General features: G+C 67.4%; 28 protein-coding genes. 9 read left to right on the forward strand and 19 right to left on the reverse strand.

Annotation, left to right across the window (positions count from 1 at the left end):
• Nucleotides 1-89: 89 nt before the first annotated feature.
• The 11 genes from RBH22_RS00665 to RBH22_RS00715 form a co-directional block, all read right to left on the reverse strand.
• Complete coding sequence (locus tag RBH22_RS00665) at nucleotides 90-398, reverse strand: KEOPS complex subunit Pcc1 (protein WP_306676189.1); 309 nt, start codon at nucleotides 396-398, stop codon at nucleotides 90-92.
• A gap of 12 nt (nucleotides 399-410) precedes the next feature.
• A complete protein-coding gene (locus tag RBH22_RS00670) occupies nucleotides 411-545 on the reverse strand; it encodes a DNA-directed RNA polymerase subunit P (protein WP_089764242.1) in 135 nt (44 codons plus the stop codon).
• A 41-nt stretch (nucleotides 546-586) separates the two neighbouring features.
• Nucleotides 587-859 (reverse strand): 50S ribosomal protein L37ae, encoded by a 273-nt coding sequence (locus tag RBH22_RS00675; protein ID WP_121568868.1) that lies wholly within the window; start codon nucleotides 857-859, stop codon nucleotides 587-589.
• A gap of 82 nt (nucleotides 860-941) precedes the next feature.
• A complete protein-coding gene (locus RBH22_RS00680) occupies nucleotides 942-2246 on the reverse strand; it encodes a cobyrinate a,c-diamide synthase (RefSeq protein WP_306676724.1) in 1305 nt (434 codons plus the stop codon).
• 81 nt (nucleotides 2247-2327) lie between these two features.
• On the reverse strand, nucleotides 2328-3095 hold the full coding sequence (locus RBH22_RS00685) for an adenosylcobinamide amidohydrolase (protein WP_306676725.1): 768 nt from the start codon (nucleotides 3093-3095) through the stop codon (nucleotides 2328-2330).
• Between the two features lie 41 nt (nucleotides 3096-3136).
• Nucleotides 3137-4192 carry an aminotransferase class I/II-fold pyridoxal phosphate-dependent enzyme gene (locus RBH22_RS00690; protein WP_306676190.1) on the reverse strand — a complete coding sequence of 352 codons (1056 nt, stop codon included), beginning with the start codon at nucleotides 4190-4192 and terminating at the stop codon, nucleotides 3137-3139.
• Complete coding sequence (locus RBH22_RS00695) at nucleotides 4182-5204, reverse strand: nicotinate-nucleotide--dimethylbenzimidazole phosphoribosyltransferase (protein ID WP_306676192.1); 1023 nt, start codon at nucleotides 5202-5204, stop codon at nucleotides 4182-4184. The genes RBH22_RS00690 and RBH22_RS00695 overlap by 11 nt, the downstream gene beginning before the upstream one ends.
• Nucleotides 5195-5821, reverse strand: a complete 627-nt coding sequence (locus RBH22_RS00700) for an NTP transferase domain-containing protein (RefSeq protein ID WP_306676193.1) — start codon at nucleotides 5819-5821, stop codon at nucleotides 5195-5197. The genes RBH22_RS00695 and RBH22_RS00700 overlap by 10 nt, the downstream gene beginning before the upstream one ends.
• Nucleotides 5806-6570 carry an adenosylcobinamide-GDP ribazoletransferase gene (cobS, locus tag RBH22_RS00705; protein WP_306676194.1) on the reverse strand — a complete coding sequence of 255 codons (765 nt, stop codon included), beginning with the start codon at nucleotides 6568-6570 and terminating at the stop codon, nucleotides 5806-5808. Before cobS ends, RBH22_RS00700 begins: the two co-directional genes overlap by 16 nt.
• Nucleotides 6561-7517 (reverse strand): adenosylcobinamide-phosphate synthase CbiB, encoded by a 957-nt coding sequence (cbiB, locus tag RBH22_RS00710; RefSeq protein WP_306676195.1) that lies wholly within the window; start codon nucleotides 7515-7517, stop codon nucleotides 6561-6563. The genes cobS and cbiB overlap by 10 nt, the downstream gene beginning before the upstream one ends.
• On the reverse strand, nucleotides 7508-8170 hold the full coding sequence (locus tag RBH22_RS00715) for an HAD family hydrolase (protein WP_306676197.1): 663 nt from the start codon (nucleotides 8168-8170) through the stop codon (nucleotides 7508-7510). Before RBH22_RS00715 ends, cbiB begins: the two co-directional genes overlap by 10 nt.
• Before the next feature lie 140 nt (nucleotides 8171-8310).
• Between RBH22_RS00715 and RBH22_RS00720 the strand changes: the two genes are divergently transcribed.
• The 3 genes from RBH22_RS00720 (at nucleotide 8311) to ftsZ (ending at nucleotide 10523) form a co-directional block, all read left to right on the forward strand.
• Complete coding sequence (locus RBH22_RS00720; RefSeq protein WP_306676198.1) at nucleotides 8311-8916, forward strand: zinc ribbon domain-containing protein; 606 nt, start codon at nucleotides 8311-8313, stop codon at nucleotides 8914-8916.
• Between the two features lie 211 nt (nucleotides 8917-9127).
• Nucleotides 9128-9307 (forward strand): ribbon-helix-helix domain-containing protein, encoded by a 180-nt coding sequence (locus tag RBH22_RS00725; RefSeq protein WP_121558722.1) that lies wholly within the window; start codon nucleotides 9128-9130, stop codon nucleotides 9305-9307.
• 4 nt (nucleotides 9308-9311) lie between these two features.
• Nucleotides 9312-10523, forward strand: coding sequence for a cell division protein FtsZ (ftsZ, locus tag RBH22_RS00730; RefSeq protein WP_256287881.1), 1212 nt, complete (start codon nucleotides 9312-9314; stop codon nucleotides 10521-10523).
• A 146-nt stretch (nucleotides 10524-10669) separates the two neighbouring features.
• Here the strand turns inward: ftsZ and RBH22_RS00735 are convergent, their stop codons facing one another.
• Nucleotides 10670-11635: a TIGR00269 family protein gene (locus tag RBH22_RS00735; protein WP_306676201.1), complete on the reverse strand. Its 966-nt coding sequence runs from the start codon at nucleotides 11633-11635 to the stop codon at nucleotides 10670-10672.
• Between the two features lie 371 nt (nucleotides 11636-12006).
• Between RBH22_RS00735 and RBH22_RS00740 the strand changes: the two genes are divergently transcribed.
• Nucleotides 12007-12651: a hypothetical protein gene (locus tag RBH22_RS00740; RefSeq protein WP_306676202.1), complete on the forward strand. Its 645-nt coding sequence runs from the start codon at nucleotides 12007-12009 to the stop codon at nucleotides 12649-12651.
• 45 nt (nucleotides 12652-12696) lie between these two features.
• Here the strand turns inward: RBH22_RS00740 and RBH22_RS00745 are convergent, their stop codons facing one another.
• The 4 genes from RBH22_RS00745 to RBH22_RS00760 form a co-directional block, all read right to left on the reverse strand.
• On the reverse strand, nucleotides 12697-13506 hold the full coding sequence (locus tag RBH22_RS00745) for a class I SAM-dependent methyltransferase (protein ID WP_306676203.1): 810 nt from the start codon (nucleotides 13504-13506) through the stop codon (nucleotides 12697-12699).
• Between the two features lie 38 nt (nucleotides 13507-13544).
• Nucleotides 13545-15020 carry an endonuclease/exonuclease/phosphatase family protein gene (locus RBH22_RS00750; RefSeq protein ID WP_306676204.1) on the reverse strand — a complete coding sequence of 492 codons (1476 nt, stop codon included), beginning with the start codon at nucleotides 15018-15020 and terminating at the stop codon, nucleotides 13545-13547.
• Between the two features lie 83 nt (nucleotides 15021-15103).
• Nucleotides 15104-15934: a deoxyribonuclease IV gene (locus tag RBH22_RS00755; protein ID WP_306676726.1), complete on the reverse strand. Its 831-nt coding sequence runs from the start codon at nucleotides 15932-15934 to the stop codon at nucleotides 15104-15106.
• Between the two features lie 79 nt (nucleotides 15935-16013).
• On the reverse strand, nucleotides 16014-16841 hold the full coding sequence (locus tag RBH22_RS00760) for a biotin/lipoate A/B protein ligase family protein (RefSeq protein ID WP_306676205.1): 828 nt from the start codon (nucleotides 16839-16841) through the stop codon (nucleotides 16014-16016).
• 138 nt (nucleotides 16842-16979) lie between these two features.
• On the opposite strand from RBH22_RS00760, the gene RBH22_RS00765 reads away from it, so the two are divergent.
• The 3 genes from RBH22_RS00765 (at nucleotide 16980) to RBH22_RS00775 (ending at nucleotide 19541) form a co-directional block, all read left to right on the forward strand.
• Nucleotides 16980-17888, forward strand: coding sequence for a serine/threonine-protein kinase RIO2 (locus RBH22_RS00765; RefSeq protein ID WP_121568851.1), 909 nt, complete (start codon nucleotides 16980-16982; stop codon nucleotides 17886-17888).
• Between the two features lie 498 nt (nucleotides 17889-18386).
• Nucleotides 18387-18863: a DUF5793 family protein gene (locus tag RBH22_RS00770; RefSeq protein WP_121568850.1), complete on the forward strand. Its 477-nt coding sequence runs from the start codon at nucleotides 18387-18389 to the stop codon at nucleotides 18861-18863.
• Between the two features lie 48 nt (nucleotides 18864-18911).
• Nucleotides 18912-19541, forward strand: a complete 630-nt coding sequence (locus tag RBH22_RS00775) for a uracil-DNA glycosylase family protein (RefSeq protein ID WP_306676206.1) — start codon at nucleotides 18912-18914, stop codon at nucleotides 19539-19541.
• A 401-nt stretch (nucleotides 19542-19942) separates the two neighbouring features.
• Here the strand turns inward: RBH22_RS00775 and RBH22_RS00780 are convergent, their stop codons facing one another.
• Nucleotides 19943-21046, reverse strand: a complete 1104-nt coding sequence (locus RBH22_RS00780; protein WP_306676207.1) for a DnaJ domain-containing protein — start codon at nucleotides 21044-21046, stop codon at nucleotides 19943-19945.
• A gap of 119 nt (nucleotides 21047-21165) precedes the next feature.
• Here RBH22_RS00780 and RBH22_RS00785 point away from each other — a divergent pair, with 119 nt between their 5' ends.
• Together RBH22_RS00785 and RBH22_RS00790 are read left to right on the forward strand one after the other, a co-directional pair.
• Complete coding sequence (locus RBH22_RS00785) at nucleotides 21166-22182, forward strand: MBL fold metallo-hydrolase (RefSeq protein ID WP_256546607.1); 1017 nt, start codon at nucleotides 21166-21168, stop codon at nucleotides 22180-22182.
• A gap of 26 nt (nucleotides 22183-22208) precedes the next feature.
• The gene (locus RBH22_RS00790) at nucleotides 22209-22493 is read left to right on the forward strand and encodes a DNA-directed RNA polymerase subunit L (RefSeq protein ID WP_121568846.1); all 285 of its coding nucleotides are present in this window, start codon (nucleotides 22209-22211) and stop codon (nucleotides 22491-22493) included.
• 37 nt (nucleotides 22494-22530) lie between these two features.
• On the opposite strand, the gene hisF is transcribed toward RBH22_RS00790, so the two are convergent.
• Both hisF and RBH22_RS00800 read right to left on the reverse strand, forming a co-directional pair.
• Nucleotides 22531-23343 carry an imidazole glycerol phosphate synthase subunit HisF gene (hisF, locus tag RBH22_RS00795; RefSeq protein WP_256287890.1) on the reverse strand — a complete coding sequence of 271 codons (813 nt, stop codon included), beginning with the start codon at nucleotides 23341-23343 and terminating at the stop codon, nucleotides 22531-22533.
• Nucleotides 23344-23562: 219 nt separating this feature from the next.
• Entirely contained in the window at nucleotides 23563-25431 is a 1869-nt protein-coding gene (locus RBH22_RS00800; RefSeq protein ID WP_306676208.1) for an alpha-glucosidase, read from the reverse strand.
• Nucleotides 25432-25512: the final 81 nt, after the last annotated feature.

Consider the following 25512-nt stretch of genomic DNA (forward strand, 5'->3'; position numbering starts at 1 on the left):
CGTGGCGACGGGATGCGGACTGAAAAAGGCCCGTATTCTCCGCTCGGCCTACGCTCACGACGCTTCGGAGCAGTCGCCGTCGCCGCCGCTCACTCCGCTCGCCGTCCGGCCGCGCCCGGTCGCTCCGCACCCGCGCGTTCGACGTCTTCGGCGACGCGAACCAGCCGTATCCACGTATTTATTCCGGCGCGCAGCGCCACGAGGTCGGCGGCCGCGACGTCGACGTGGACGGTACGGCCCTCACGAGTCACGTCGGCGCGGGACCGATCGTCCGCGATCTCGTCGACTTCGACGCGGACGCTCTCGGTGACGAGCCGGGCGCGACGCTCGTCGTCGTACTCGAAGTCGATCGCGGCTTCGTGTGCGACCCCGTCGGCGGGGGTCCCTCGGCTCGCCATCGAAGAAGGGGATTACTCGACTGGGACTTCCTTGACGTCCGGTGCGCGCTCTTTCAGCAGCACGCGGTGGCCGCAGTACGGACAGCGGACGCCGCCGTACTCGTCCAGTTCGACGTCGCGCTTACACCGGGAACACTTGTAGCTCATCGTTCAGGTAGTGGGGATTGTGGGTGTTGGATCTTTCGCGCTTACTCTTCGCCGTCGCCGGAGAGTGCGGCGCGAATGGAGCGACGGACCTGCTTGCCGCCGGGGGTCTGCGGGCGGTAGCTCCCGCCGGTGAAGACCTCGCCCGTTTCGTCGTTCTGCCAGATGCCGGGTTCGAGACGGGTGACGCTATCTTCGTCGACCGTCGCGTTCCGCATCTCCTCTTCGATCTCTTTCACGCGTCGGCGGGCAACGCGCCCGTACCGCGCGCCGAAGCGACCGGCACTGCCGGTCGTGCGCGCCTTATTGTCGGCCATAGTACCGCGTTGTACCTCCGGCGTCGGCATAAACCCTACGAGATGGATCTCCGTGGGTGCCCTCCGAGTCCGACGTGCGCCGTTACACTGCTTCGAGCAAGTAGTCGAACGCGCCCGACCCCACGTGAAAGTGCGCGTAGGTCCCGAGCGTGCGGTACTCACAGAGGCCGTCGTTGGCCCCGTCGACGCCCGCGCCGCGGACCATCTCGAAGGCGTATCGAGCGTCGGGCGCGGCCGTCGCCGACGAGTAGTGGAACTCGTGGCCGCGGCGCGTACCGCCCGCCGGCGCGACGAGACAGTCCTCGCGGGCGCGGACGCCGACGTGATCGAGCGCGACCGGTCGATCCGTCATCCGCGTCTCGACGGGGAGGACGCCGGCCATCTCGTGGTCGTCGCCGTCGTCGGTCTGCAGCGCCTCGCCGAGGACCATCATCCCGCCGCACTCCCCGAATATGGGGAGGCCGTCCGCCGCGAGCGACCCGAGTTCGTCGAGCGTCTCCGACTCCGCGAGCGCGGCGGCGTGGCGCTCCGGGTAGCCACCGGGGAGGTAGACGGCGTCGCACTCGGGGACGGGGTCGCCCGCGACGGGCGAGAACGGCTCGGTCGACGCGCGGGCGGCGAAGCGATCACGCGTGCTCGGATAGACGAAGCGGAAGGCGTCGTCGGCGGCGACTGCGACCCGGATGCCGGTCTCGTCGGCGGCGCGGAGCGAGGGAGCGGTGTCGAGACGGGGCCGCCGAACCAGATCGAGGAGCGTGCCGGTTCGGATCTGTCGCGCCGCGCCGTCGATCGCGTCGTCGGCGACGGGCGATTCGTCGCCGAAGTGGAGCCCGAGGTGGCGATCCGGGATTTCGAGACCGTCCAGCGGCGGCGTTCGCCCGACGTATCGCAGTCCCTCGACGGCGTCGCGAATCCCCTGTTCGTGTCGCCCGCCGTGAGCGCGCGCCGCCAGGAGGCCGACGACGTCGACGTCGTAACCCGCGCGCTCGGCGTACTGCTGGAAGCCGAGGGCCGTGGCGGCGACGCTCTCCATCCCCGCGGTGGCGTCGACGACGAGGACGATGGGCAGATCCAGCGCCTCGGCCACAGCGGCGGTGCTCACGTCGCCGTCGTAGAGGCCCATCATCCCCTCGACGACGCAGACGTCGCCCTCGTCGGCCCCGCGGGCGTAGGCGCGCTGGATCCCTGACTCGCCCGCCATCCAGGGATCGAGCGTCCGCGACGGCCGATCGAGGACGGCGGCGTGGTGACTCGGGTCGATGAAGTCCGGGCCGGCTTTGGCGGCGACCGGCGTCCGCCCGGCGCGTTCGAGCGCGCGACAGACGGCCAGCGTCGCGACGGTCTTGCCCACGCCGGAGGCCGTCCCGGCGAGGACGACTCCAGGCAGGTCCGAGGGCACCGCGTCGGTCGTCATCGAGAGAGTGTCGACGACGCTACCGGTTAAAGGGTTCCGTGCGGAGTCGCCCGGCTACTCGCCGGACGCGTCGGTCGTTTCGCGCTCTCCTGTCGACAAGGACTCGCCGCCGGCGACACGCTCTACTCGCGCCGACTCGTCGGTCACGACACCGTACTCGGCTTCCGCGACCGATTCCGGCGGCTCCTCGTCGGTGTATCGGGAGCCGAGCGCGGCACACAACGCGTCGCGCACGCAGGCCCGTGCAGCCGACCCCACGGCGGTCGCGCTCCCGGAAAATTGCGCCGTCTCGCCCCCGGGGTCGCAGGCGACGAGGACGGCGTCGGACGTCGTCCCGGGGAACCCAGTCTCTGCGAGTAGCGTCGTCGCCTTCGCCTCGGCGGCGACGGCGACGAGGTTCGCGAGCCCCCCCGGCGCCAGTGCGCGAGTCGTCCCGACGACGACGTTGACGGTGCCGGCGTGTCTGCGCTCGCCGTCCGGGGAACGGCTGGGTCGCTCTGGTCCAGCCTCGTCCGGCATCGGCAGCGCCGCCGGATTGTTCACGCCGGCGGTGACGACGGCTTCGACGGGACCGAGGTGCGCCCGGTGTGCGTGCCGCATCGAGACGCCCGTAAGCAACGCGGGACCTGCCTCCTCGAAGCCGGCTCGTCGGCGACGCCGCCGCACGTAGTCGGTCACGTCCACGTCGTCCCAGCCCTCGGGAACCGAGAGAAGATACGCGGCGTCCGCCCGCGACTCGCCGCCGTCGTACCCCGTCGAGAGCCACCGCGTGTCGGGCCGATAGAGACGGCAGACCTCGTCGCGGACGGTCGTCTCGAACAGTGGCGACGAGTGGGACGCGTCCGAGGGGTCGGACTCGCGCGTCATCGATCTAACAGGGCGTCGAGCAGTCGGTCGTTCTCGTGCGAGCGGCGGACGGCAACGCGAATATGCGAATCCAGTCGCTCGAAGGTCCGCGCGTCCCGGAGCGCCACGCCCCCGGCACGAGCGCGTTCGAGGACGGCGTCGACGGAGCCGGAGTTGGCGGCGTCGCTATCGGTTTCGGCACCGACCCCGCCGTGCCCCTCGCCGACGTCGAGCAGGAGGAAGGGTGCGTCGGAGGGCGCGACGTCGAACGTCGGTTCGAGCGCGTCGCGCATCCGGACGCGCTCGGCCGCGACGCGCTCCCGCGTGCGACGGACGAACGTATCTTGGCGGAGGCAGTACGTTCCGACCGCGGCGGCGGGCGTCGAGAGCCCCCACGCCGGGCGGGCCGTTCGAAGTCGCTCGCCGAGGTCGCCGGTCGCGACGGCGAAGCCCGCGCGGATGCCGGGGAGGCCGAACATCTTCGTCAGCGAGCGAGCGACGATCGAGCCTGGTTCGCCCGCGATGCTCGGCGCGTCGGTGAAGTCGAGAAACGCCTCGTCGACGACGAGCGGCGTCTCTGCGGCCCGGCAGTCGGCCAGGAACGCCCGGAGCGCGTCGGAATCGGCGAGTTCGCCCGTCGGATTGTTCGGCGTGCAGACGACTGCCGCGTCGTAGTCGCTCGGGTCCGCGTCGAGCACCTCGTCGTGGGCGACGCCGACGGGGTCGCCCCCCTGCAACCGGATTTCGCGGGCGTATTCGCCGAAGCTCGGTTCGGGAACGAGCACGCGGTCGTCGGGCGAGACGGTGACGCCGAAGGCGAGACGGAGCGCCGCGAGCCCTCCCGCCGTCGGGACCACAGCGGCAGGATCGCAGTCGACGTAGTCGGCGGCCGCCGCGCGGAAGTCGGCGAAGTCGTCGGCGTAACGCGTCGCGTCCGCGAGCGCAGACTCGTAGACGGATGCGACGCCCTCGGGGCGGACCGGGTTCGTGTTCGCGCTGAAATCGACGAGGCCCGCGTCGTCGCTCCCGCCGTGGGGAACGCGCGAGACGGTGTCGACGCTGTCAGGGTCCACTTCTGCCCTCTGCGGCTGTTTGATCCGCCCCTTCGAGTCGGTCGAGCACGGCGTGGGTCGCGTCCGTCACGTCGCTCAACCGGCCGGCCTCGTCGGCGAGTCTGAGTGCCCCGCCCATCGCCGCGCCCTCCTTTCCGACGCCGTCGGCGTAGGCGTTCAGCGCCCCCGCCTCGGCGGCGTCGAAGCCGGGGTCGGAGACGACGAGATCGAGGTCGAGCCCTGTCGCGGCGTTGTCGAGCCCCGGTACGTCGTCGGCGAGATACGGCGTCGTCGCGAGCGTCGCCCGCTCTGCGACGCCGGCGTGGCGGACGAGCGCGGCGACCGTGAGCAACTGCGTGCCGCCGCCGAGGACGACGTCGGTCCCGGATTCGAGCGCCCCCGCAGTCAGCCCGGCGGCGACAGCCAGTACCGGATCGCCGACGTATCTGAGGACGGACTCGGGGGTGTGTGCGCCGTCCCCCGGCGCGACGTCGGACCCCTCGAACGCGTCCGCGACGACGCGCTCTTTCAGGTCGAGCGGGTTCTCCGGCAGCGACGACGACGTCGCCGGAATCGTCTCCTCGCCGAGCGCGCGGAGGACCGCCATCGCCGTCGTCGTCCCGCCGGGGATCGTCTCGCCGACGACGATTCGTTCGTCCGGGAGCGCGCGGCCGTACTCCCGCGCGGCCGCGAACGCGCCCGGAGCAGTCGGGACGGGGTCCGCTTCGCGAATGTCGCTACCGGGGCGTGCGCCCACGGTGACCGTCGGCGCGCCGGTCGGCCGCGCCAGGCCGCCGTCGACGACGGTCACCTCGAAGTCGAGGAGTTCCCGGACGGCCCGCGTCACCACTGCGGGCGTCGGACAGCCCGTCGGACTCACCGGCGTCACGGGCGCCCGGACCGTATCACCGTACGTCAGGATCTCGGCGTCGGCGCTCGGCGTGTGCACGAGCAACTCTCGGGACGCGCCGGCGGCGCTGATCCCGTCGACTTCGGCCGTGCGGGTCGTCCCTGCGACGAGGATTACTCGCATAGCGCCTCCGCGAGGTCTCGGTCTGCGGGTCGGTTCACGTTGACCGCGAGGCGGGCGTCGTACGTCAACGCCACGGTGTCGTCGTCGCCGGCGACGACGTTCAGCCCCGTTGGGGCGACGTCTCGCTCGTCGTGCTCGAACGCCGTATCGACGGACGCACCGAGGCGACGCTTCAGCGCGGCGGGAACGCAGACGGTGAGCGAGGTCACGGCGTCGTCGTTCCCGGACTCCGACCCAACGTCGCCACGCGCTCGTGCCACCGCGTCGTCGACGTGCTCGGCCGCGAGCAGCGGGAGGTCGGCGGGAACGGTGAGCACGGGGCGACCGACCGCGTCGAGGGCTGTAGAGAGGTCGGAGACGTAACCGTCGCCCGCTGTCTCGACGACCGAGAGCGACAGGTCCCGCGCTCGGGCCGCGGTTTCGGGTGCGTGCGGCGAGACGACGGCGTGGATGGTTCCCGTCCGTCCGATCCGACTCTCACGGAGGGCGGCGACGACTCGCGAGAGCATCGACGCCCCACCGACTTCGACCAGCGGCTTCTCGACATCGAGCGCGCGCTCGCCGTCCCCGCTCCGAAGCCGCGTCCCGCGGCCGCCGCACATCACCAGAGCGTCCATACGATCACCCCCGCGTGAACGCCGGCGACGCGGCCGAGTTCGTTCGCCGCGCCGAGGACGTCACCGCTGATCCCGCCGAACGTACCCGCGGCCCAGCGTCCAACGAGCCAGGCGACAGCGACCGGTGCAACGAGTGCGGCGAACGGCCCCGCGTAGCCGGTCCCGACGGCGGACGCGAGCGCGAACAGCGGAAGGACGGCGACGACGACGGGAAGCAGATCAGTCGGAGTCGCGGCCTCGGTCAGCGCTGATCCGAGCCCCTCGTGGGCCGCCTTCTGCGTGCAGACGAGCAGCGCGATGCCGGTCTTCGCCCCCACTTCGGCCGCGAGCGCGAGCGTGACCCCGACGAACGAGAGCGTCCCGGCGAGACCGAGCGCGCCGAGGCTGAGCGTCACGAGCGCCAGCGACACCGCGAGCGCGCCGCCGACGCCCGTCTGTGAGTCTTTGAGCACTTCACGCCGGCGTGCGGCGTCGACGCCGCCGTGGACGGCCGCCGCATCGCCCAGGTCGGCCAGGCCGTCGGCGTGCGTGACGCCCGTGAGGAGCACGAGCGTCACGAGATACAGTGCGGCGGCGCTCGGGACCGGGATCGGCACCACGAGCGGTAGTGCGGCCAGCGCGCCGACGACGTAGCCGGCGAGCGTGATCGAGACGGGCGTGCGTCGGAACGCCTCCCAGGCTGCGTCGCCGCCGCCGACGGGGAGTCGCGTGAGAAAGCGGAGCGCCCCGCGCAGCGCGGTCAGAACCACGCGACCACCCCCGCGAGGACGAATGCGAGCACGCCCGCGCGCCGAGTCACGCGGATCGCTCTCGTCGCTGTCGCGACGTCAGGAAGCGGCGCGTCGCTGTCGAGGTCGTACGTATCCGGCTTGTGCAACCGCGCGGGCAGCAGCGCCGCCATCGTCGCCATCGGCCAGCCGGAGTTCGGTGACGACGGCTTCCGGGCGAACGCCCGAACGCGACGCCGGAACGGGAGCGCCGGCGCGCCGGCGACGACCGCGAGCAGGAGCGCCGAGAGCCGCGCCGGAGCCCACATCACGGCGTCGTCGAGGCGGGCGGGCGCCCAGCCCATCGGCTTCGAGCGGTAGCCGAGCATCGAGTCCAGCGTGTTGACGGCTTTGACCCAGGCGGCCGCGCCGGCTGCAAACGCCACCGACGACGGCAGGCCGAGCGCGCTCGCGACGCCAGCGACGGTCGCGAACGCCAGCAAGGGTGCGACGAGGCCGTCCGCGAGGTTCTCCGCGAGGCTCTCGACGGCTGCCGAGCGCACGTGTGGCGCGTCGAGCGCCGAAGCGTCGCGCCCCGCGAGCGCGCGGAGGTCGTTGCGAGCGGCGCCGAGGTCGGTGTCGCTTTCGCGAACCACTTTCCGAGCGCTCCCGAGCAGGAGTCGCAGGCTCGTGGTCGAGAAGAGCACCCCACCGGCCAGCGCCGCCCCGAGCCACGGGTGGACGCTCGTCCCGCCCGCGACGGTCGCGACCGCGGCGCCGGCGAACCCAATCGGGAGCACGACCGCGACGAGGCCGCCAGCGAGTCGCGGGCGCATCCCCAGCCAGGACTCTCGCGCTTCGATCTCCCGCTCGATTCGTGCGACGGCGCGACCCAGGAGCGCGACCGGATGGAGCCGCGCCGGGGGTTCGCCGAACGCGGCGTCGAGGCCGGCCGCGAGGCCGACCGCGACCGTCGCGGTCACCGGCATTCCTCGCCTCCGCGTGAACCGTCTCCGAGCGACCCCTCGCGCCGCAGTTCCGTCGCGAGGGCGTCGAGATCGGTGTCGTTGACGTCCCGGAACGTCCCCCCGACAGCCTCGACGCCGCCGTCTGTCGCGGGGTCGTCGCCGACGTGGACCAACCCTCCGGCTTCGACGCCGAGTTCGCCCGCGACCGTCTCGAACGCCTTCGGGTGTGGTTTGCGCCACCCGCACCCGACGCTCGTGACGATGGCATCGAAGGAGGCGCGGTCGAGTTCCGAGCGGACGAGCGTTCGCGTCACGAGTTCGGGGACCGAACAGTTCGAGAGCAAGCCGACGGCCCCGCGTTCGGCGGCCGCGGCCACGGCGTCGACAGCCCCAGCACGCGTTCTGACCTCGGGGTCGAAGGCGGCGACGACAGCGCGTCGGGCGGCGTTGGCCGGGACCTCCACGTTGCGGGCGCGGAGCGCGGCGGCGACGTGCGCGGGGAGGGGAACCTCGGCCCCCTCGGGGGCGTCGACGTGGGGTTCGGCGTAGGCCGCTCGCCAGTCGTCGGGGACGGCGACCCCGCGGTCGCGAAGCTCGGCCGCCACGGCGGCGGCGGGATCCTCGGGGCGGTCGACCGCGACGAGCGTGCCGAAGAGATCGAACGTAACTGCCACTACAATTGGGTCGGTGAAAGTCGACTTGAATTTGCCGGAGGTCCGGCGATCGCCCTCGATCTTGGGCCGCCCGGAAACGTCGACCGACAGCCGTCAGACACGAAGGAAGATTCAAATAGTCGGTTGCATATGTTAAACCGATGAGTAAAATCACGTTCCGCGCCGACGACGGTCTCGTCGAGCGCTTAGAGGCGCTCGACGCCTCGAAGAGCGAGGCGATGCGCGACGCGCTGCGCACCTACCTCGAGGGGGCGGACCGTGACACCGACGCCGACGCGACCGACACCGGAGAGACCGACACCGAAACTGACGACCACTCGGCGTCCGACACCGTCGACGACGTCATCCGCGAACGCGTCGACGAACTCGTCGCCGAGCGACTCGACGAACTCGTCGGACGAGAACCGCGTGGAGCGAGAGACCTCAACGTCAACGTCACCGTCGACGGCGCGGCGTCGTCTGAAACGGTCGAAAACGGCTCCGCTGCGGCCCAGAACAAGAGCGATACAGAGCGTAAGACACACGCTGCATCCGGCGACGCCGACGTCGGTGCGGACGCCCGCGAGAAGACGTGTGACAAGTGCGGTGAAACCGTCGACGGTGAGCACGTATACTGCCCTAACTGCGGGGAGAAGGCATCTCATCGGGTCTTCTGTGAGTGCGGCGACGAACTCAGATCCGACTGGGCGTTCTGCCCGAGCTGTGGACGCCGGACGTCGGCAGCCGACGTCCTCGAACGGACGTAAACGGCACTGAAACTAGCGTATACGCGAATTTCGCGTATTTGTCTTACGACCGGCGTTACTTTTATAATGTATCGCTCTGTGGTAATCTCTGCGTAAGACGGTCGTCTTACAGAACCGTCGGGGGCGGGGGAGAGATCCGCTGTCTGCCGATTTCGGTGGTGTAAGACGTTCGCACGGACTGTGCGCGCCGTCTTACCGGGGGAATGCAACAATGGAGCGTGTGACACTACGAATTCCGAAGCAGCAGATCGAGGAGGTCGAACAGATGGTCGAGACCGGGGAGTTCCCGAACCGGTCGGAGGCGATCCGCTCGGCTGTGCGTGAAATGATCAACGAACAACAGGCCGAGAGCCGCGACTCGCCAACCAAACACACGTGGGCCAAGGTGTAAGACGATGCAAGATATTGTCAGAGAGGCTATGGAGCGCGACGAGGAAGAGCGCGACGCAACCACCGAGGCTCCGGATGGTGACGAGTTCGGGAGCCCCCGAATCGTCATCGTCGGCTGCGGCGGCGCCGGCAACAACACGGTCAATCGCCTCTACAACATCGGCGTCGACGGTGCTGACACGGTGGCGATCAACACCGACAAACAGCACCTCAAGATGATCGAGGCGGACACGAAGATCCTCGTCGGCAAGTCGCTGACGCAGGGACTCGGCGCCGGCGGCGACCCCTCGATGGGCGAGCGCGCGACCGAGATGGCTCAGGGGACGATCAAGGAAGTCCTCGGCGAGGCCGACCTCGTCTTCGTCACCGCGGGGATGGGTGGCGGCACCGGAACCGGTGCCGCGCCGGTCGTCTCGAAGATCGCCAAAGAACAGGGCGCGATCGTCGTCGGGATGGTCTCGACGCCGTTCAACGTCGAGCGCGCGCGGACAGTCAAAGCCGAGGAGGGGCTCGAAAAGCTTCGTAACGAAGCCGACTCGATCATCGTCCTCGACAACAACCGGCTGCTCGACTACGTCCCGAACCTCCCGATCGGCAAGGCGTTCTCGGTGATGGACCAGATCATCGCCGAGACGGTCAAGGGCATCTCCGAGACCATCACCCAGCCCTCGCTGATCAATCTGGACTACGCGGACATGTCCACGATTATGGATCAGGGTGGCGTCGCGGTGATGCTCGTCGGACAGACCCAGGACAAGAACAAGACCCAGGAGGTCGTCAACGACGCGATGAACCACCCGCTCTTGGACGTCGACTACCGCGGCGCCTCGGGCGGACTCGTCCACATCACGGGTGGCCCCGACCTCACGCTGAAGGAGGCCGAGGGCATCGCGAACAACATCACAGAGCGGCTCGAAGCGCGCGCGAACGTCATCTGGGGCGCACGTATCCGCGACGAGTACAAGGGCAAAGTCCGCGTAATGGCCATTATGACGGGCGTCCAGTCCGCGCAGGTGCTCGGACCGTCGACCCAGAAGCAGGCCGATCGGTCCCGTCAGAGTCTCGAATCTTCGGAATTCGACGCAAGCGACAACGTCGAACTCGCGCAGAACGGATCCGGCGCCAACACCGGATCGACTGCCACGGGCGGCTCCTGGCAGTCAGACGGGGGGCGAGAACAGCGCGAACAGCAGAACGGACTCGACGTCATCCGCTAAGCGCAGACGTCACTTCCCGGCCGATTCCAGTCCGGCCGGGATGCGCCGGCTATCGGCGTACGCGGCCCGTTGTCTCCAACCGTCCGGTCGTTTCGGCTCGGCCATATCCGCTTTTTCAGCCGTAATCCGCACACAGACCGTCCGGTTCAGACGGCCTCAAGCGACTCCAACAGCCGACATTTCCGGCAGACGTCCCGCGTCGTCTGCGAGCCACAGCGTTCGCATTCGCGCATCTCCGGCGTCGACTCCCCACGGTAGCGATCGGCGGCCATCGACGCCAACTCCTCGTAGCCCGAGATGATCGAGTGTCTCGTCCCGGGGTGGCCGTCCTCCAGTTTCAGCAACAGTTCCTGGATCTCGCCGCGGAACGCCTCAGAGGCGTGCGGACACTCGGTGATGTGCGCCGGGAGGTCTCGCAGGTGCGCATACAGCGCGACCTCCTTCTCCGGCACGTCGCGCAGCGGTTTCGCGCGCGGCACGAAGTGTTCGGACTCGGTCCGCTCGTCGAAGGGGCCGAGGCTGGCGTCGAAGTGTTTCGCCATCTGTTCGACGTCGCCTTCGAGGATGTTCATCAGCGCCGTCTGGGCCTCGTCGTCGAGGTTGTGGCCCGTCAGCATAATGTCGGCGTCGAACTCCTCGGCGTACGTTTCGAGCAGGTCCCGACGGAACACGCCGCAGTACGCACAGGCGGCCATTCCCTCGGGGTCGTCCTCGACGACCTCATCCATCCGGATTCCGAACTCCTCGTCGTAGGAGACGAGTTCGTGTTCGATGTCGAGGTCGTCGGCGAGTTCGACGCAGGCGTCGACGCTCTCGTCGCGGTAGCCTTCGATCCCTTCGTGGATCGTCAACGCGAGAATCTCGATGCGTGGATCCTGGCCGAACGTCTCGTCGAGGATCTGGGTGAGCACGACGCTGTCTTTGCCGCCAGAGAGGCCGACGACCCAGCGCTCGGGGTCCTCGGGCGAGGCGTCCCGTGGCACGAGTCCGTCCTGACGGATCCGCCGACGGGCGCGTTTCTCCACCGACGCGCAGAAGTGCTCCTCACACAGGTGTGCGCCGGAGTAGCCAGCGTGCATCACGGCGTCGCGGCCGCACTTGTCGCACTCCATCGATGCGGCGTTGGCGATGCGGGAGGATACGGGTTTCGTCTCGACCGTTCGAGTAGCGAGAAACGACGTCAACAGAATGGGGAACGCGTGATCGAGGGAGAGGGGGGGATGGGGGAAGGCACCCCAGGGTTGCGTTGCCCCGAGTGGTCACCGTCGCGATGACCGGTCGATCGACACCCCAGAGGTGCCACTGTGACGTAAGCACACCCCACTCAAAATTCCTCCGAAACCGCAGTGCCGAGAGGACATATGTCACTCGTCTGACTGCCTTAGACGGCCGAAAGGGTACTGGCTCTGACAGCGGCGCGGCCGACACCTCTCACCCGCCGGCCGTCGAAACACATTCGGCCCCCGACTCCCGATAGCGCGGTATGGAACGCGCGAGTGCGTTAGACCGGGTCGAAGCCGTCCTCGACGCGGTCGAGTCCGAGTCGATGCCGGTCCCCGTGCGCGAGGTGTGGGTCTACGGCGACGTCGCGCTCGGTCTCGACCCCGTCGAACGCCTGGATATCTACCTGACGAAAGATCTCATCCTCCGGGGCGACGCCGACGCCGCCGCGGAGTTCGAGGCCACCCACGGCGTGAAAGGCGTCGGCCGGAGCGTCTCCGCGGAGTGGGCCGAAGCGAACCCGGAGCTCCTCCGCACGAACGCCAGCGGCCACGCTGCCCCCGAAAAGTGTCTCGCGGCGCAGCTCGTGCCCGACGACGAGCCGATCCACCTGGAAGTGTGTAACGCCTCCTTCGAGGACAACGTCCAGCAGCGGTTGAAGGGCGCACTCGCCCGCGACGCCTACGAGCAGATTCTCGACCCGCGCGGCGTCTGTCTGTACGCCGAGGGCCAGCGCTCGGAGTCGGCGCTCGAAAAGCTCCGCGGCAGCGAGTTGGTCTTCCCGACGCTCGAAGAGTCGCTGTCGATGCTCGGCCTCGACGAGGGGACGGCCGGCGAGGCCGCCGACGCTGTGAAGGACTACCGCGCGTCGCAGACGGGTCGGACCGTCCGCGGCGACGTCGTCTGACGCCGGCTCTCGTGTCGATTCGGATTTAGCCGCCTTCGGCCACGCTCATACGCTCCCGCTCACGCGCCCGACGACGACGTCGAACGGGACCACTTCGGCGCGCCGATACCGCTCTTCGCGCATCGCCTCGACGACCTCGCGCCCCATCTCGCGCCACTCGCGTCTGAGCGTGTCGTACTCCGTGGCCGAGAGCGTCCGTCGTAGTTCCGCCTCGTGTTCTGTCAGGGCCGCGCCGCTGGCTTTCCGCGCGGCCGCTGTGAGTTCCGTCCCGTCGTACGGGGGTTCGATCAGTTTCCGGTGGTAGTAGCGTCGCGTCTGCACCGCTTCGAGTCCGGCGTCGCGAAACAGCGAGACCAGCCGGTCGCCCATCGCGACGTCAGTCTCGACGCCCTCGATGTACGCCTCGCGGACGCTCCGTTCCAGTTCGACCTCCGCGGCGACGGTGGAGTCGACGGCGACGTCGGCGTTGTCGGGTTCGACGGCGGCGACCAGTTCGGTCGAGCAGTCGGCGAAGGCCCGCAGCGCGGCGACCGGATCGGGGAGGTTGACTAACAGCGCCTGGCAGACGACCAGGTCGAAGGAGTCTGGTCGGAACGGTGGCCGTGTCGCATCGCCGGCGACGACGTCGAGGCCGGTCTGTTCGCGCGCCACCGCCAGGAGGTCGGGGTCGGCGTCGAGACAGAAGACGCGCCCCGGCGACTCCTCGTCGAGAACGCGGGCGAGTTCGCCCGTGCCGCTGCCCGCGTCGAGGATCCGTTCACGGTCCGCGAGCGAGAGCGGTTCTAACGCCTCGCGGGACTGCTCCCACATCCCCTCGCGCGTCCGACGCAGGTACTCCGGCGAGAACTTCCGCACGGGCGTCCGTTCCGGTGGCGCGCTAAAAAGCGAGTCGGTCACGCGTCGCGCCGCCGGTCGAGCAGCGCCGCTCCGGCCGCCCCACCGACGAGCGCCGAGAGAGCGGCGACGACGCCGAACCCGGGATTCTCGGCCGACGTGCTCGGGGCCGTGTCGCCCCCGGCCTCCGCCGACTTCGCGGTCGGTTCGACGGTCTGCGGCGATGTCGACGCCGATTCAGAGGTGGCCGATCCGTTCGCGACTGTCCCCTCGACAGTCGCCGTCGCGTCTTCCGTCGCGGTCGGCGTCGCCGCCGGTGCCGTCGTCAGTGCCGCGAGCACGCCGGCGTGATCCGACGGCCATCGTCTCGTCGCACCGTCGACGTCGACGGCCTCTACCCCGAACCGACGCACGTGACTCGCGCGGATGCCGTCGACGAACACGTGATCGATCCGTCGCGTCAGTCCGTCCTCGTCCGGCGGCCGCAGCGACGACGGCCGACAGCACGTCCCGCTGATCCGCGCTTCCGGTGTCGCCGCCGTGCTTCCGGTGGCTGCCGTCTCGCCGGTGGCGCTTGTTCCTTCGACCGCGACGTCCGAGAGCGACTCCGTCAGGATCTCGTACGCGTCGCCCTCGCCGTCTGGACCGTCGTTGAAGTCGCCGAGGGCGACGAGCGGCGTGGATCCGGCATCGACCGCGGACGCGAACTCGGTGGCCTGTGCGGTCCGGACGCTTTCGAGCGCCGATTCGAGGTGCGTGTTCAGGACCGAGAGCGGTTCGCCCGCGACGCGCAGGTCGGCCCGGGCGTACCCGCGTTCGATCTCGACGGACCGCTCGGCGCTGAGCGGGAGCGTGAGCGATGCGTCGAACGTCGCGGTCGACGTGTCCTGGACGGTCACGTCGGCGTCTTCGCGAACGAGAATCGCGTCCCGATCGGTCAGCCGAACGTCGATCGCCTCGCCGTCGACGCGGCCCGGGAATTCGAGATCGGCGTTCGTCGCGACTGCAACCGGGCGGTACGGCGTCTCGCGAGCGCGCAACGCCGCGCGGAGCGCGTCGAGGAAGTCGAAGACGATGCCGTTGGCGTCGGGCGATTCGGGGTCGTTGCCCGTCCGGGAGCCCCGGCGGACGATCGCCGCCTCCTGTACGCCGACGATCGCCGGTCGCCGCTGTGTGAGTTCCTGGGCGATGGCCACCATCCGTTCGCGGGGCCTGCTCTTTCGCACGTCCGTGTAGAGCGCCCCGACGCGCTCGGGGACGGTCGCCTCGTCGCTGTCGCGCGCGATCGACAGAAAGTCCGCGCCGAGGCCGAGATTCTGCGTCGCGACGGAGACGGAGAGACCACCGTCGCTGGCAACCGCTCTCGTGCCGGTGACTCCAGATTCGGTGTCAGGGCTGGCGGTCGCGCCGCTTCGTTCGGCGGCGCCACCAGCCAGAAGCGTCGTGGCAGCCAACGACCCGCCCCCGACGCGGAGTAGCCGTCGGCGAGTCCACGGTGCGTCGGTCGCGGCTGCAGAGCGGTCGGTGTCGTCCACGGATAGTCGAACGTTGGGCGTATCGCTTGAAGAACGTTCGTTCAGCGAACCCGAGCGGTTCCGGCCGCTGGCGATGCCGGCGGCTACTCCGCTCGGAGTTCGCGGACCCGCTCGATGTTCCAGGCGAAGCCCTTCCCGTCTTCGTTTGGCGTCTCTAAGACGAGCGGGACGTCGCGAATCGCGTCGTGGTTGACGAACGCGGACATTCCGTCCTCACCGATCAGGCCCTCGCCGATGTGGGCGTGCTCGTCTTTGTTCGTCCCACACTCGTGCTTCGAGTCGTTCAGGTGGACGCACGCGAGGTTCTCGATGCCGACCTCGGCGTCCAGTTCGCCGAGCGTCTCGTCGACGCCGCCGGAGGTCGAGAGATCGTAGCCCGCGGCGAAGGCGTGGGCGGTGTCGAGACAGATTTCGAGATCTTGTGTGCTCTCGTCGAGGACGTAACCGAGGTGTTCGAACTCGTCGCCCATCTTCGTCCCCGATCCAGCGTCGGACTCGACGAGGACAGTGACGCCGTCAGGAATGTCGAGTTCGTCGAGCGCCGAGACGGCGTTGTCGAGGCCCTGCTGTTCGCCAGCGCCGGTGTGTGCGCCCAAGTGGACGTTCACGTAGGGGATGTCGAGTTTCGCGGCGGCGTCGACCTCCTGCTGCATCGAGTCGATCGATTTCGCGCGGAGGTCGTCTTTGGGCGTACAGAGGTTGACGAGATACGACGAGTGGATGACCCAGGGGCCGACGTCGTTCTCGACCGATGATTCGCGGAACGCCGCGGCGTCGTCGTCGTCGATGTTCGGATCCTGCCAGACCTGGGGGGAGTGCGTGAAGATCTGTCCGCAGTTACCACCGTCGTCGAGCTGTCGATCCACGGCGTTCGCGACGCCGCCGGCGATCGACTCGTGTGCGCCAACTCGCATACTCGATCGCTGGTCGGCCGGGAGTAAAGCGACTTCGGGTCGCATCGCGGCCGTCGGTTCTTCCATAGTGCCGACGGTATCAGGAGCGGTCGTCCGGCCGCCGGCGGACCCACTCGTCGTTCGCGTACTTCTCGTCCGCGCGCTCCCGCGCGCGTTCGAGCTCTGCATCGGTCCACTCGCCCTCCGTGGCGTCGGTCCACGTCGTGAGCGCCGCTTCGACGGCGGCGACCGTTTCGGCCCGCGAGACGTCGGCCAGTTCGTCGACGCCGACGACGCGCTCTCGGAACCGCCCGGGGTCGACGTCGTGGCCGTCGAAGACGTCGAGATGCTCGGCGGCGCGGGCCGAGTACGTGAGCGAACCGTGCTGGACGACGGCGTCGCGGCGGCGGTACTGCGCGTTGCCGCTGATCTTCCGCCCGTCGGCGACGATGTCGTGGGCGGGGTGCAGTTCGCGGAGGTAACACGCGGGCGACCAGATCTCGGGCATCGGGTCGGAGACGTAGTCGGCGTCGACGCCGAGACGGTCGAACGCGTCGAGGATCGGTTCACAGAGCAAGTGATAGGCGTCCATCAGGTCGCCCGGGAGTTCGGCCTTCGGCGCGACGATTGAGTACGAAACGTCGCCGTGGAGGTCGTGGTAGATACCTCCGCCCCCGGTCTGCCGGCGGGTGACTGAGATGCCTTCGTCGGCGCAGTGCTCCCAGTCGACGGTGTCGGGGTCCTGGCCGTAGCCGAGCGAGAGGGTGCTCGGGTCCCACCGGTAGACCCTGACCGTTCGCGGCCCGCCGTCGGCGGCCGTCTCTGCGGCCACTTCGTCGAGCGCCATTTGCATCGGCCCGTCGCGCGCCTCCTCGCGGATGAACCGCCACTCCCGGTCGGCGAGCGCCCCGGCCGTGTCCTCGGTCATACCCGGAGGCTACGCCCGGTCGCTGAAAGCGGTTTCGTCAGAGAACAGCCGAAAAGCGGATTTTGTATAGCAATATCTCGTATATCAGCCGCTATACAGACTCGCGAGTCTTTTACGCGTCGCTACCCTCCGTTCGGTATGGTGCGGAACGTCGCCGGCGTGATGGCCGAACTCGAACCCGAGGACTTCTATCTTCTCTCCGGCGTCGAGCAGGGGATGCGCTTTTCGGAGTGGGTGAACCGCGAGAAACTCCCCGACCTCTCGAACCTCACGCCCGAGGAAGTCGAGTATCGTCTGGATAGATGTGCGAGCCGCGGACTGATCGAGCGGAAGACGATCCAATACGAGGGCTACACGCTCACTGCCGAAGGGTACGACGCCCTCGCGCTACGGACGTTCTCCAAGCGCGGCACCGTCGAAGGCGTCGGCGCACCTCTCGGGGTCGGCAAGGAGAGCGACGTCCTCGAAGTGCAGTCGTACAAACCGATGGCGCTGAAGTTCCACCGGGAGGGCTACACCAACTTCCGCGAGGTGATGCGCGAGCGCGACTACACATCGGATAACCAACACGTATCGTGGCTCTACACGGCTCGAAAAGCTTCAGAGCGCGAGTACGAGGCACTGGAGACGCTCTTTCCCGAGGTTTCGGTCCCACGTCCGATCGACCAGAACCGTCACGCCATCGTGATGGCGAAACTGGAGGGCGTCGAACTCGACCGCGCGAAACTCGCGGACGACCAGGTCGTCGGCGTCTTGGACCTGATTCTCCGGGAGGTCGCCGCCGCGTACGAGACCGGATACGTCCACGCGGATATGAGCGAGTACAACGTCGCCGTCAGCGAATCGGGCGTTACGATCTTCGACTGGCCGCAGGCCGTGCCGACGGATCACGAGAACGCCCGGGAACTCCTCGACCGCGACATCGACAACCTCCTCTCGTATTTCAACCGCAAGTATCCCGGCCACGTTCCCGACCTCGACGCCGACGCACTCGGGGACGCCGTCGCTGCCGACGACTTCCAAACGGTCCGTGATTACACGGTATAACTACCCTTCCTCCTGATCTGGCCCGCTTTGGTCGCTGAACCGGCCTTTCCACGTTCCCCTCGATAAATGAGATACTGCGATACGAAATCGGACCACCGAGTGGTTTCGCGCGCCTTGCGCCTCTCCGTGCCTTTCGTATTCCCAGTGCAGCGTCGGCATCGGTAGGCGGCAGCGTTTCCGGCCAGTCGCTATCGTAGCATTTGCAAGTCCTCACTCATCGGATCGTACGCTGTCGTGCGATCGGATGCGCAATCAGTGGCAAATGCTACTATGTGGACTGTGATGTGACCTCGACGACGGACGATCATACGACGACTGCGCCTCGAGCTACTGCCACCGACCTCGACGCCATACTAGCGAAACGAGAGTACATTCAAAACGTCCAGCACGCTCGGTCCCGAGGTTTCGTCTTTCCGGTCGATCGCCGTCCGACATAGGCGCCACGTCTGACGCGGGCGTTACGTTCATACACGATGACGACTAACCGGAATGTAGGGAATGAGGCGGGACTACTTCGAGTTGGACGTGGAAAACATCGACTGGGTCGAGAACGGTGGTGACCCCAAGAAGCCGCTGGTCCGCATCGCGTTTCACGGGCCGAAAGACGTGCTAGAGCGACGGCTCTCCGATCCGGACGGTACGTATCTCGACGCCAGCGAAACGGACGTTGCGTTTCGGCTGCAAGATCCGCTCGACGAGCCAGGTGCCGCTGGCGTCGTCAGCGTGACAAATCGGATTACGGGCGACTTCGTCCTCGAACTCAACGAGTCGGCGGACGACGTTCTCACGTTCATCCGCGCCGCTCGCGAGTACGGCCGCGACACGGCCGACTCCGAGGACGGGCGATATCGAGTCGAGGTGAGCATCGACGGCGAGAACGTCGTCGTCTACGAGAAACAGACGTTCCTCGTCTACGACGCCGACGGGAATCTCCTCAGGTCTCACAGTCTGATCCCGTCCGGCGTCGAACTCTAGACGCCGAATCGGTTCCATTTTAACGGACTCGACGCTATCTGGTCCATCGTGGAGAACGTCACCGACAGAACGAGCAACCCCTTCGATATGCGACCCCCCTGTGAGCGCTTCGTCCCTGGGTACGGCGACGCCAACGCGGATTTCCACGTCGTCGGCGACCACCCCGGCGTTCACGGCGGTCTCGATACCGGCGTTCCGTTCACCAACGACGCGGGCCGCCGACTGCAGGCCGCGCTGGCCGATGCCGGACTGCTGACCGCGACGGGCGCCGAACCGGAGCCGACGAAGACGTACTTTTCGTACCTGCATATGTGTGCGCCCGACGACGGGGAACCGACACCGTCGTCGTACGACGATCTAGAACGCTTCTTCGACGCCGAGCTGCGTGCGATCGCGGCGCACGTCCTCCTCCCGGTCGGCGCGCGCGCGACCGCACACGTCCTCGAAACGTACACCGCGCAGGCGTGGAAGACAGACATCGAGATGGAGGCCCTCCACGGGACCGAACTGCGCGGCAGCGGCTTCCTCGTGCTCCCGATCAAAGACCCCGCCGAGTGGGACGACACCCATCACGACCGACTCGTCGAAGCGCTCGATACGCTCCGTTCGACGGACTTCCGTCGGGAGGCTGATCTCGGTCGATTCAGTGCGGGCAACGACCCGTATCTGGTCCGCTGACGTCGGCGCCGACCTCGACACAGCCGTCTCGAATCCAAGACGACGCTACTCTCGTTAGTGAGGCCCGGATCCCCTGCCTGTTAGAATTTTCAATAATTTATCCGGATAGTCTCGAATCATACGGCGATGACTCACGCGAGAATACATATTTAATCTTTCCAGAACCAAATTCGAATATTTCCATATGTATGTCTGCTCATCTGTGGTCGGGCGGTGGATATTGGCACCATCCGGGTGATTTTTGAATGCAAGCGTTCAACAGTCTCTCGACGCGCGTGGTCGATACCGGGCGCGTCACGTAAGGACCTGCGAGACTGGTGCTCTTCGCAGTGGCTTGGTCAGTCAGGGGTCCGCCCGATGCGGCCCCGCTTCCTTTCCAGCACAGAACCCTGCCAGCGGCGCTATTGTCCGACAAACAGCACTCGGCCGACGTCGGCGAGAAAGACGACGCTCGCGCCGATTGGAAGGACGACCAATAAGGCGAGCACGGCACCGTCCGGAACGGTGACGACGGGGCCGACGCCGAGACCGGCCAGCGGTGCGAGACTCCCGAGCAGATAGAGATACGCCGTCCCGTGTCCGAACGAGAGCACGACCGCCGTAAGCACGAGCGCCAGCGCGCCGACGCCCACCGGGAGGAGCAGCGTGAGTGGCACGTCGACTGTCGCCGTGCTGAGCACGAACGTCCCCGGCGCGGTAAGTGTCTGGGCCGTGGTCAGCGCCCCGATCGGGTCCGCGGTGACTGCCGAGCGGAAGTTCGCGACCGCCGCCACGTTCGCATCGACGTACTGCCACAGTCCCACGAGGTAGAGCACTGCGGCACACAACACGCCGAACCACCCGTACAGCAACGGGCTTCCGAAACTCCGAGACGCATCCCCCGCCGACGTCGTCGCGTCCGCGGTCGCCCCCGCCGACTCGCTGGCACTGCTCGTGGTACGAGAGCCACTGCGCCCGGTCGCCGCCGACGACTGCCTTCCACCGGTCGATCGGGACGTCGTCGACTGCGATCGCGACGCAGTCGATCGACTCCCGCTGGCTGTCGACGTTCGGGTCGTGCGATTGCCAGTCTCCGGCCCGCTGTCACGGTTCGCCCGCCGCTTCCGGCCGAATCGGCTCGACCCACTCGTGCTCCGACTCGTACTCGTGGACGACGAACGCTGCGTGTCGGACTGTGCGGTCCTGTCAGTGCTGGCTGTGTTCTCCGACGTGCCGGTCGCGCGGCCGCTCCGCTGCCCGCCAGCCGACCCGGGCCCCATCTTCGTCGGGAGGCCGTCGAGCCGTTTTCGGACGTACTTCGCGTGTCCCATCCGGTCGTAGGCCGCTCGTTTGGTCTCGTCTGAGAGCACCTCGTGGGCCGTCTTGAGCGTCTTGAACTGCGCGTTCGCCCGCGTGTCGTCGTTGACGTCCGGGTGGTACGTCCGAACTTTCTGTCGCCACGCGCGATCGATCTCGTCGGTCGAGGCGTCTTCGGACACCTCCAGCAGATCGTAGAAGTCCTCCATCCCCTGATCGCGCCGTTTGACACCGATCGAATTGAATGTACCGACGCGTCGGAGTCGACGGCCGCCGTCGTACCCGTGGTATGGTAACCCTCATTGTCGTCCGCACGGTGCCTGAGGGTATGGACGTCACCCGAATCTCGCTCGGCAACACCGTCTTCGAGGGAGAGAACAACGCCTATCTGCTCGATGGAGACGTAACCACGCTGGTCGACGTCGGTGCGTCGACTGCGAACGTCCGCGCGGATCTCCTCGACGGGCTCTCGGCTGCAGACGTGTCGGTCTCCGATCTCGACCGGATTCTCCTCACGCACTGGCACTCCGATCACACCGGCCTCGCGGGCGAACTGCAAGCGGAGTCCGGTGCGACGGTCTTCGCTCACGAAGCCGATCTCCCGCTGATCGCGGGCGACGACGACGCGCTCGCCGAACTGCGGGCGCTCCGCGAGGAACGATTCACGCAGTGGGGAATCCCGAAAGACAAGCGCGAGGAACTCGTCGCGGTCCAGTCGGCCTTCGAGGATGTGGCGGGCGATCCAGCCGACATCGAACCGCTCACGGACGGTGACCAGGTCGCCGCCGGTGACGGGGAACTGACCGTGTTCCACCTCCCCGGACACGCCGCAGGACAGATCGCGTTCACGTTCGATCGAGACGCGGACGACGGCCCGGATCCGGTCTCAGAGCCACGTTCGGAGGCGTTCGTCGGCGACGCGATTCTCCCCCAGTACACGCCGAACGTCGGCGGCGCGGACCTCCGATTGGACCGCCCACTCGAACACTACATCGACAGTCTGGATCGACTCATCGCCCGCGACTTCGATTACGCGTGGCCGGGCCACCGCGAACCGATCGAAGACCCGTCCGGACGCGCGCGCGTCATTCGCGAGCACCACCTCGAACGGACGAGTCGGGTCGTCGAGACGCTTCGAGAGCACGGGCCGGCGGACGCCTGGACGGTCAGCGCGCACCTGTTCGGCGAACTCGAAGACATCCACATCCTCCACGGTCCGGGCGAGGCGTTCGCCCATCTCGATCACCTCGAACACGCCGGCGTCGTCGAACGCGACGGCTCCGAATACCGGTTGGTCGAGACGGATCCCGACGTCGCGGCCCTGTTCCCGAATACGAAATACTGAAACGCCGCCGTGGGCAAAGAGCGGGTATGGAACTGCGGGTCATCGACAAGACGGACGAGGAACTCCGCATCGAGGTCGCGGGCGAGGATCACACGTTTATGAACGTGATCAAGGGCGCGCTCTTGGAGACCGAGGGCGTCGCCGCCGCGACCTACGACGTGAACCCCGAGCAGTCGGGCGGACAGACCGAACCGATCCTCTCGATCAAGACAGAGGCCGGCGTCGATCCGCTCGACGCGCTCGGCGACGCCTCTCGCAACGTGCAGACGACGGTCGAAGACTTCTCTGCGGCGTTCGAAGCCGCCCAGTAATCGAACTCGACGGACCGCCCGCGCGGGCGACGTCGGACTACAGCCGAACCGGGACGTCGCGCTCGTCGAGATACTCTTTGACGTCCTGGATGCTGTACTCGTCGAAGTGGAAGATCGACGCCGCGAGGCCGGCGTCGGCGTCCGCCTCGGTGAACACTTCGTACATATCCTCGGGGCTGCCACAGCCCGAGGAGGCGATCACGGGCGTCGAGACGGTATCACAGACGGCCTTCGTCAGCGGGATGTCGTAGCCGTCTTTCGTCCCGTCGGCGTCGATGGAGTTGACGAACAACTCGCCCGCACCGCGGGATTCGGCCTCGCTGGCCCACTCGACGACGTCGACGCCGGTGCCTTCGCGACCGCCTTTCACCGTGCACTCGAACCAGCAGGACTCGCCGTCGATCTCGACGTAGTGCTCGCCGCTCTCGTCGAAGCGCCGCTTCGCGTCGACGGAGATGACGATGCACTGCGAACCGAAGGCCCGCGCGCCCTCGTCGATCAGATCAGGGTTCTCCAGCGCCGCCGTGTTGATCGAGACTTTGTCCGCGCCCGCACGGAGCGTCTCTTTGATGTCCTCGCGGGTGCGGATCCCGCCGCCGACCGTGAGCGGGATGAACACCTCGTCGGCGACCTGCGAGACGGTGTCGAGCATCGTCTCGCGGCCCTTCGCCGAGGCGGTGATGTCGAGGAAGACGAACTCGTCGGCGCCCGCTTCGTTGTACCGCTTGGCCATCTCGACGGGGTCGCCCGTGTACTTCAGGTCCTCGAAGTTGACGCCGGTGTAGACCGCCGGGTTCCCGTCGTCGTCGAGGTCGACGTCGATGCAGGGGATGATCCGCTTCGTGAGCATTCGTTACGGGATGGTTCGCGGATCACCCGCTTGATGGTTTCGGCTACGGGCGGGTCCGGACGTCGCGGTCGTGAAACGGCGGCGAACGCGCCCCCGATTTTATATACGATGCCGGGGCCAGCCTCGCCGTGACTTGACTCCGGCCGCGGCGCGACACGCGGATGTGCGACACACCGCGCCGCGACGCTCCCGTGTCGCCTGTTCGCCCCACCCCCACAGCTATAGGTCGTAGACGCGGGCTTCCCACGGACGCAACTCCAACGTTCCGCCGGGTAGCTCCTCGTGCGCACGCGCCTCCTCGGGGTAGTTTGCGATCAGTACGCCCGGGTCAGCGTCTTCTGTGACCTCTATCGGCGCTTCGACGGTCGTCGCTGTCCCGGAGACGTTGAGCACGACGAACCACGTGACGTCGCCGAGCGTCCGAGTGTACGCCCAGACGGACTCGTGATCCTGCAAGAACGGGTCGTAGTCGCCGTACGTCATCACGTCGTGTTCGTCTCTGAGTGCGATCAGTCGCCGGTAGTAGTGCCAGACCGACTGCGGGTCCTCGCGCTGTGCGGCGACGTTGATCTCCTCGTAGTTCGGGTTCACCTTGATCCACGGCTCGGCGTCGGCATCGGTGAATCCGGCGTAGGCGTCGTCGGACCACTGCATCGGCGTCCGTGCGTTGTCTCGGCTGTTCGCCCGGATCTCGTCTGCAACCGCCTCGAAAGACTCGATTTCACCGCGTTCTATCGCTCGTCGGACCGGATTGCGAGTCTCGACGTCGCGAAACTCCGATAGCGACTCGAACGGGACGTTCGTCATCCCGAGCTCTTGGCCCTGGTAGATGTAGGGAGTTCCCCGGAGCGTGTGAAGCAGCGTCGCGAGCAGCGTCGCCGATTCTCGCCGGAACTCGCCGTCGTCGCCGAACCGCGAGACCGTCCGCGGCTGGTCGTGATTGCTAAAGTACAGCGCGTTCCATCCTTCGTCTGCGAGCCCGGACTGCCACCGATCGAAGATGGCCTTCAAATCGGTGAGGCTCCACTCGCGCGTCTCCCAGAGCCGCTCCCCACGTCCGAGACGCATATGTTCGAAGTGGAACAGCATCGAGAGCCCGTCGCGGTCAGGCCCCTGGCCGACGTACTGACGCGCGTGCTCCATTGGCATCTGCCAGCCAGTCATCTCGCCGACGGTGAGAAGGTCCGGCGAGAGCACCTTCTCGCGCATCTCCTGGAGGTACTCGTGGACGCGTGGCCCCTGTGTGACTCGATCGACCGTGTCGATGCCGCGTTCGGGATCCGTGGAGGGCAGTCCCGGCGGCTTCGAGACGAGATTGATGACGTCTATCCGGAACCCGTCGATCCCCTTCTCGAGCCACCACTCCATCGTCTCGAACACTGCCTCGCGAACTGCTTCCGTCTCCCAGTTGAGGTCGGGTTGCTTCTCGTCGAACAGGTGGAGATACCACTCGCCGGTCGCCTCGTCGTAGGTCCACGCGGGGCCGCCGAAGAACGACTGCCAGTCGTTCGGCGGGGCTTCATCGGGTGGCCCGTCGCTGGCACTCCACGACACCGCCTCGGCGTCGTGTCCCTCGCGCCAGAAGTACCACTCGCGGCACTCGCTGTCTTTGGATCGCCGTGAGCGCTGGAACCACTCGTGCTCGTCTGAGGTGTGATTCGCGACGAGGTCCATCACGAGCCGGATGTCGCGACTGTGGAGCTCTGCGAGGAGTGCTTCCCAGTCGGCCATCGTTCCGAACTCGTCCATAATCGTGCGGTAATCCGAGACGTCGTAACCGTTGTCCGCGTTCGGCGACTCGTAGACCGGATTGAGCCAGACGACGTCGACGCCGAGGTCGTCGAGGTACTCGACCTTCGAGATAATGCCCGGGATGTCACCGATCCCGTCGCCGTTCGTGTCGTTGAACGACCGTGGGTAGATCTGATAGACGACTGCTTCCTTCCACCACCGTCGAACCTCTCCGTTCGGTAGCGTCTCCGTTTCGTCTCGTTTCTCACTCTCTTCTGAACCGGGCTCGGAGCCGTGCGTGCCATCCACTGTTCCCGATGATCTCGACGTCGACTCGTCGGGCTGTTCGCGGTCCATACGCCCGCGAGACGCCCCGATAAGTTATACTGTCGCCCGGTTGAGCGGCTATTCCGGGAGGATTTTATACACGACAGTCCA

This window comes from Halobellus sp. H-GB7 (assembly GCF_030848585.1).
GTDB lineage: Archaea > Halobacteriota > Halobacteria > Halobacteriales > Haloferacaceae > Haloquadratum > Haloquadratum inordinatus.

Coding starts and splice junctions, on each gene's coding strand:
- RBH22_RS00665 (WP_306676189.1), bottom strand. CDS start 398: ATGGCGAGCCGAGGGACCCCCGCCGACGGGGTCGCACACGAAGCCGCG.
- RBH22_RS00670 (WP_089764242.1), bottom strand. CDS start 545: ATGAGCTACAAGTGTTCCCGGTGTAAGCGCGACGTCGAACTGGACGAG.
- RBH22_RS00675 (WP_121568868.1), bottom strand. CDS start 859: ATGGCCGACAATAAGGCGCGCACGACCGGCAGTGCCGGTCGCTTCGGC.
- RBH22_RS00695 (WP_306676192.1), bottom strand. CDS start 5,204: ATGCGAGTAATCCTCGTCGCAGGGACGACCCGCACGGCCGAAGTCGAC.
- RBH22_RS00700 (WP_306676193.1), bottom strand. CDS start 5,821: ATGGACGCTCTGGTGATGTGCGGCGGCCGCGGGACGCGGCTTCGGAGC.
- cbiB (WP_306676195.1), bottom strand. CDS start 7,517: ATGCCGGTGACCGCGACGGTCGCGGTCGGCCTCGCGGCCGGCCTCGAC.
- RBH22_RS00720 (WP_306676198.1), top strand. CDS start 8,311: ATGAGTAAAATCACGTTCCGCGCCGACGACGGTCTCGTCGAGCGCTTA.
- RBH22_RS00725 (WP_121558722.1), top strand. CDS start 9,128: ATGGAGCGTGTGACACTACGAATTCCGAAGCAGCAGATCGAGGAGGTC.
- ftsZ (WP_256287881.1), top strand. CDS start 9,312: ATGCAAGATATTGTCAGAGAGGCTATGGAGCGCGACGAGGAAGAGCGC.
- RBH22_RS00735 (WP_306676201.1), bottom strand. CDS start 11,635: ATGGAGTGCGACAAGTGCGGCCGCGACGCCGTGATGCACGCTGGCTAC.
- RBH22_RS00740 (WP_306676202.1), top strand. CDS start 12,007: ATGGAACGCGCGAGTGCGTTAGACCGGGTCGAAGCCGTCCTCGACGCG.
- RBH22_RS00755 (WP_306676726.1), bottom strand. CDS start 15,934: ATGCGAGTTGGCGCACACGAGTCGATCGCCGGCGGCGTCGCGAACGCC.
- RBH22_RS00760 (WP_306676205.1), bottom strand. CDS start 16,841: ATGACCGAGGACACGGCCGGGGCGCTCGCCGACCGGGAGTGGCGGTTC.
- RBH22_RS00765 (WP_121568851.1), top strand. CDS start 16,980: ATGGTGCGGAACGTCGCCGGCGTGATGGCCGAACTCGAACCCGAGGAC.
- RBH22_RS00770 (WP_121568850.1), top strand. CDS start 18,387: ATGAGGCGGGACTACTTCGAGTTGGACGTGGAAAACATCGACTGGGTC.
- RBH22_RS00780 (WP_306676207.1), bottom strand. CDS start 21,046: ATGGAGGACTTCTACGATCTGCTGGAGGTGTCCGAAGACGCCTCGACC.
- RBH22_RS00785 (WP_256546607.1), top strand. CDS start 21,166: ATGGACGTCACCCGAATCTCGCTCGGCAACACCGTCTTCGAGGGAGAG.
- RBH22_RS00790 (WP_121568846.1), top strand. CDS start 22,209: ATGGAACTGCGGGTCATCGACAAGACGGACGAGGAACTCCGCATCGAG.
- hisF (WP_256287890.1), bottom strand. CDS start 23,343: ATGCTCACGAAGCGGATCATCCCCTGCATCGACGTCGACCTCGACGAC.
- RBH22_RS00800 (WP_306676208.1), bottom strand. CDS start 25,431: ATGGACCGCGAACAGCCCGACGAGTCGACGTCGAGATCATCGGGAACA.